Here is a 5,570-nt window from a genome sequence, read left to right as displayed (position 1 = left end):
TTCAAACGCTCGCGCAACGGCGCGTCTTCGACGAAGCGCCAGGCATTCTGCATAGCTTCTATCAACGAACCCTCGTTGTAGCGTGGTGGTGGACGCGTTTCTTTCGCCTCGACCTTGGGATCACGCAGGGTATCCTTTTCGGATTGTTGCTTTTGATCGCTCCAACCGTTGTTCCTGCCCCAGAAGGCATGTCGGATATGGCATGGCGTGCATCCGGTTTGGCGTCCACCATGGCACTGTGGTGGATTTCTGAAGCCCTGCCGCTCCCGGCTACCGCGCTTTTACCGGTGGCCGTCGCCCCGATCATGGGTCTCACGGAGCTTTCTGACGCTGCTCTTTCTTACAGTGACCCCCTAATTTTCCTGTTTCTGGGTGGTTTTCTTATTGCCAAGGCGATTGAAAAATCGGGTTTGCACAGGCGCTTGGCTGATGTGCTTCTCAGACAGGCGGGGAGCAGCTCTCATCGAATTCTCGGGAGCTTTATGCTCTGCACGGCGTTTCTCAGCCTTTGGATCAGCAATACGGCGTCAGCCATGGTTGTTGCTCCGATTGCTGCCGCAGTCGCTGGTTCGCAAGACGACACACCACGTTTTGGCACGGCGCTCATGCTGGGCGTCGCGTATTCAGCTACGATCGGTGGTATGGGATCGCTCATCGGAACGCCACCCAACGCCATTTTCGCCGCTTATGTTCATACGGCCTATGGAGTTAACGTGGGTTTCGCTCAGTGGGCGGCGATTGGCATTCCAATTGCATTGGTTCTCTTGCTGGTTACGTGGCTGCACTCACCCAAGTTTCTCCAAGATTACCGTCAACTGCGCTAAGGCTGACCGACAGACCGCCGGAAGCGGCAATTCAGAAAGCTGAGCGCAGGGTCGCAGTTATTGCCGGGCTGACTGCACTTGCGTGGGTTTCAAGGCCATTGATTGAAGGGATTCTTCCAATGGTTGCGCTTTCCGACGCCGGTATCGCGATGATAGCCGCGCTGGCGCTTTTCATGATTTCTGACGGCAAAGATGGCCGGTTGTTGGACTGGGAAGCTGCCGCGTCTTTGCGCTGGGATGTGCTGATCCTGTTTGGCGGGGGGCTGGCGCTTGCCAGCGTGATGCACCAGTCGGGTTTGGCAAATTGGATCGGCGCGCTTGTTCATCTGGTAAGTGACTGGCCCCGGTTCGCCGTGCTTCTGTTGATTGCAGCGCTCATCGTCTATGTGGGCGAATTGGCGAGCAATACCGCGATGGCGGCAATCTTCCTGCCAATTGCCGGCGCTGTCGCGACGGGGCTTGGCACCGATCCGGTTGCTTTCATGCTTCCCATCGCCATGGCCGCGTCGATCGGCTTCATGCTACCGGTCGCGACGCCGCCAAACGCAATCGTTTTCGCCCACCCTGCGGTGACAAGATCCGACATGCTGCGTGCAGGTGCGCCGCTGGACGTCGTTGCACTTTTCATTACTGTCGGAGCGACGTCGGTTCTAGGGGCGGTGGTCTTTGGGTAAACAGCGCCTGGAAGGAGCACAGAATTTGAGATGCTGGCAAAGCGGGACATACTGAACACATGAAGCCGCTCTTACTCATCATCGCGTATCTGGCTGCTGTGACATTGCCCTTGGTCTTGTCCTGGCTTCTTGGCGGGCCACCGCGCCCATTCCGTCAGGAGCTTGCCTCTGGTCTGGGCATTCTGGCCTTTTCCATGATCCTCATGGAGTTTGTGCTGTCTGGCCGCTTCAAGAGTATTTCGAATGGCATTGGCATGGATGTGACCATGCGGTTTCATCAGATCATGGCTCGCACCGCACTGGTCTTTGCTTTGCTGCACCCGTTTCTCTACCAAGGCACGCCGTCAGGTGGTCAACGCCCATGGGACCCCACGCGACAACTGACGATCGCAACCGATTTTTTCGCTCTGTCCACAGGCATTGCCGCCTTTCTGCTTCTTCCAAGCCTCCTATTGTTGGCAATCGGACGCACTCAACTGGACTATAAATATGAGACATGGCGCTTGATACACGGGATCGGAGCACTCCTGATCGCGCTACTTCTGTTGCATCATACCGTTTATGCGGGGCGCTATGGGTCGCAGCCTGCGATGACCTGGGTGTGGCTGGCCATGACGGGTATTGCTGTTGGATCGCTCCTTTATGTTTACCTGATCGTCCCACTCGTGGACAGGGCGCGCGCGTGGCGCGTCACGTCCGTTACCCAATTGACGCCAAAGCAATGGGAAGTGACCGTCACGCCGGACGGCCATCGTGGTCTTGATTACAAAGCTGGGCAATTTGTCTGGCTAAACATTGGGCACAACTCATTTTCGATGAAAGAAAACCCATTCTCCATTTGCTCCGCCCCGGCGGCTGGACCGGAAATATCCTTCATGATCAAAGAGCTTGGCGACTTCACACGAACCATTGCCCAGTTAGACTCTGGAACGGTCGCCTATCTTGACGGCCCTTATGGCAATCTTTCGGTTGATGGGCGCACCGAACCTGGGGTCGCTTTGATTGCAGGTGGTGTTGGGCTTGCGCCGCTGCTTGGCATTCTCAGGCAAATGCGCCTGACGGGGGATCCGCGCGAGGTGAAGTTGATCTATGGAAACCGGGTCGTCGATCAGATTGCCTATCGTGATGAAATGGGTGCACAAGACGTTTTCTATGTGCTTTCCGAACCCCCCGAAACCTGGCACGGAGAGACAGGATTCATAGATGCTGCACTGTTGAACCGCGTTTTTTCAGAAAAAGAGTTCAGCGAATGGATCTTTGTCATGTGCGGACCCGCGATCATGATGGATATCGTTGAAGATCACCTGATTGAGAGGGGCACGCCCTCTCATCGAATTCTGTCGGAGCGGTTCGACTATGACTAATCCATTCAAGCACATGAGTCTGCGGCGGCGGGTTTCTTGGACAATCCGGGTTCTGAACATCATGCTATGCTTGATCATTCTCGCCTTTGTACTGCGCTAATCGATGCCTTTGCGGCGGCCCGTTTGCCTTGCTTGCGCCGGAAAAGGGGCACCATTTAAGACCCCTTAAGTTTCGTTGTCGCCAGTGAGTATCAGACGCAACTGTTTTTCCGTTTCAATAAACGCAAAGAAAATGACGCCAATAGCAATGATCAGCATTCCATCTAGCACAGGCACTGCCTGTGTCCCGAGTATAGGCTGTGCCGCAGGCAAGTAGGTTGCTGCGAATTGCGCTACAGTAACGAGAATAACGCTAATCCAAACCGGCCGCGTCCCTTTCAAAGCCGCCCAGTTGATCGACGTTCCAAAGATATTTCGAATGTAGAAAAGGTGAAATATTTCAAGGACAACCAGCATATTCATCGACATGGTTTGGGCGAGGGGCAGTGAGTAACCTTTATCAAGCGCATAGGCAAACAGGCCAAAAACCGCGCCGAGAAACAAACCGGTAACGAAGACGACATGCCACACCAACGCACCCGTCAACAGCCCTGCATTGCGTGGACGCGGCTGGCGGAGCATGGTTTGAGCCTCGGGAGGTTCGTACGCCAGTGCCAGGCCAAGTGTCACGGCTGTAACCATGTTGACCCAGAGTATCTGAACCGGCGACACCGGCAGCGCAAACCCCAGCAGTAGTGCTGCGGCAATTGTTCCAGCCTCACCTGCGCTTGTGGGCAGGACCCAGCTGACGACTTTGCGGATATTGTCCCAAACTGTACGTCCCTCGCGCACCGCCGCTGATATTGAGGCGAAATTATCGTCTGCCAAGACGAGCTCGGCGGCTTCCCTACCTCAATGCGGCAGTCTGATGGCAAATTCGCATTGGCGTCTGAGATTGATTTGATCGCCATCAGTTCACGGCCCAATATCGACCGAGTTCGCTTCCTTACGCCTTGACACAAATCAACGGTCTCAGGGCCTTTGCTTGGCAAAAGTTAAACTATTGATAAGACATTCGGGTCAGCCAATCTGGCCTGAGCCCAAGTTGACAAGCGTCTATGCGCCTTTCGCTGGTCACACCAGCATTGCCGACAAGGGGGCAAAATCAGGGTAATGCTGCCCCTATGAATTCCACTGCTCGTTATTTCCACGACAACTTGGAGTAATAAAGAATGAAGAATATTCTCGTTGCCACTGATCTGTCGGAACGCTCGGACAGGGCAATGGATCGCGCCGCCCTGATCGCCAAACAGATGAATGCCATGCTGCACATCGCCTATGTGGTCGATGATGAGGTCACCTCGACAATAGCACTTGCTTGCGAAGAAAACGCGACAGTCGAACTACAAAAGCAGATCAAAGAAGGCGCGCTCTTCAAAGGTGTGAAGACCAATATCTACGTTGAGTTCGGTCACCCTTGGAAGAAGATCACAGAACTGGCCGAACGTCACAATGCGGATCTGGTGGTTTTGGGAACGCATCGCAATCGCGGCCTCCTTGAGCTTTTCAGCGGGACAACATTGCATCGCGTCGCCAAAAACTCCAAATCACCGCTGCTGGTTGCTGTAAATCCTGCAGCGAAAAATTACAGCATAGCCCTTGTTGGCGTCGATTTCTCGGAATGCGCCAGACATGCCACAGATCTTGCCTCCCGGATCGTACATGAGCATCCGTTGACGCTTATCCATGCCTATCACATCCCATTCAAGGCGCTGACCATGCGCGCGGATGAACACGGCGACATCATTGTCCGCGAAAAGAAGCGGATTGAAAAGGAGATCCGCCGCCACATGACCGACTTCATCAGCACACTGACGGACCCTCATAAGGATACGCACAAGAGCATTACGGAAGGTGGACCAGTCACCGTGCTCCAGGCGGAAGTCACCGCCAGGAAAGCCGATCTGGTGTGTGTTGGTTCCCATGGCAAACCGTGGCTGGTCGAAGCTGTTCTGGGCAGTACTGCATACGATCTTTTGTCCAATCCGCCCTGTGATGTCCTTGTCGCACCCTTGCGCTAGGTGAGACTTCTAAACCTTGAGTGAGTCGGCCAACGATCCAATAGGATGCGATGGCTGATATGAGCATTCTTGGTATATTGGCCTGTCGCTTGGGTTATTGTTTTATTGTTTCTACAGAGGCCATAGCGTTTCGCATGACGAACCACTTGTCGGAGGTGGAACCTAAAAGGATGTCCACAGCATTTGTTTGGAAGACATCGGACACGGGCGCGGCGAACGGTCGGAAATGATTTCGGTCTTACACGCCAGTATAAATGGCCGCTTCCATGATTTTTGCTGCACTGCAGCGAAGAAATCGCCGTACACCCAAAGCAATGCTGCGTCAGCAAAGCGCGAAAAACGAATGACGGCAAAGTCCGCATCTTACCATTTCGCGACCTGCGCGGCGAAGGTCGGCTAACTCTGTTTTGGGGCAAGGGCTGAGGTGCCGCTTCGGGCTGACACAGGCGACTGCACCTGCAGGATCGCGAGCTATCTGACTGGCAGGCAGGCCTCATCGCGTCGTTGCGCATTGCCTGATTTAAAGAGATTGGATGCCGGAAAAAAGGGCCAGCTCGAGGCTGGCCCAGTATGAGGCAGATAAAGCGGTGCAGGCGGCACCACTTTGAGCAGTTGAGGTGTCATACAGGCGAAACCTCAACATCAAGC

The 5,570-nt window shown here is 54.4% G+C and carries 5 protein-coding genes; 4 read left to right on the top strand and 1 reads right to left on the bottom strand.

From position 1 onward, the window contains the following. The 3 genes from LC354_RS27825 to LC354_RS26100 all read left to right on the top strand — a co-directional run. The coding region (locus LC354_RS27825; protein ID WP_263289632.1) for an SLC13 family permease at positions 1–824 on the top strand (824 nt) is incomplete at its 5' end. Next, positions 728–1,498 carry an SLC13 family permease gene (locus LC354_RS27820; RefSeq protein ID WP_317849401.1) on the top strand — a complete coding sequence of 257 codons (771 nt, stop codon included), beginning with the start codon at positions 728–730 and terminating at the stop codon, positions 1,496–1,498. The genes LC354_RS27825 and LC354_RS27820, both read left to right, overlap by 97 nt. A 59-nt stretch (positions 1,499–1,557) precedes the next feature. Continuing rightward, the gene (locus LC354_RS26100) at positions 1,558–2,862 is read left to right on the top strand and encodes a ferredoxin reductase family protein (protein ID WP_223428885.1); all 1,305 of its coding nucleotides are present in this window, start codon (positions 1,558–1,560) and stop codon (positions 2,860–2,862) included. Between the two features lie 165 nt (positions 2,863–3,027). Here the strand turns inward: LC354_RS26100 and LC354_RS26095 are convergent, their stop codons facing one another. Beyond that, positions 3,028–3,729: a cation transporting ATPase C-terminal domain-containing protein gene (locus tag LC354_RS26095; RefSeq protein WP_317849400.1), complete on the bottom strand. Its 702-nt coding sequence runs from the start codon at positions 3,727–3,729 to the stop codon at positions 3,028–3,030. A gap of 344 nt (positions 3,730–4,073) precedes the next feature. Between LC354_RS26095 and LC354_RS26090 the strand changes: the two genes are divergently transcribed. Beyond that, a complete protein-coding gene (locus LC354_RS26090; RefSeq protein ID WP_223428884.1) occupies positions 4,074–4,922 on the top strand; it encodes a universal stress protein in 849 nt (282 codons plus the stop codon). Positions 4,923–5,570: the final 648 nt, after the last annotated feature.

The organism is Tateyamaria pelophila (assembly GCF_019966495.1).
Lineage (GTDB): Bacteria > Pseudomonadota > Alphaproteobacteria > Rhodobacterales > Rhodobacteraceae > Tateyamaria > Tateyamaria pelophila.
The sequence above is the reverse complement of the archived record's forward strand: the minus strand, read 5'-3'. Positions and strand labels throughout refer to the sequence as shown.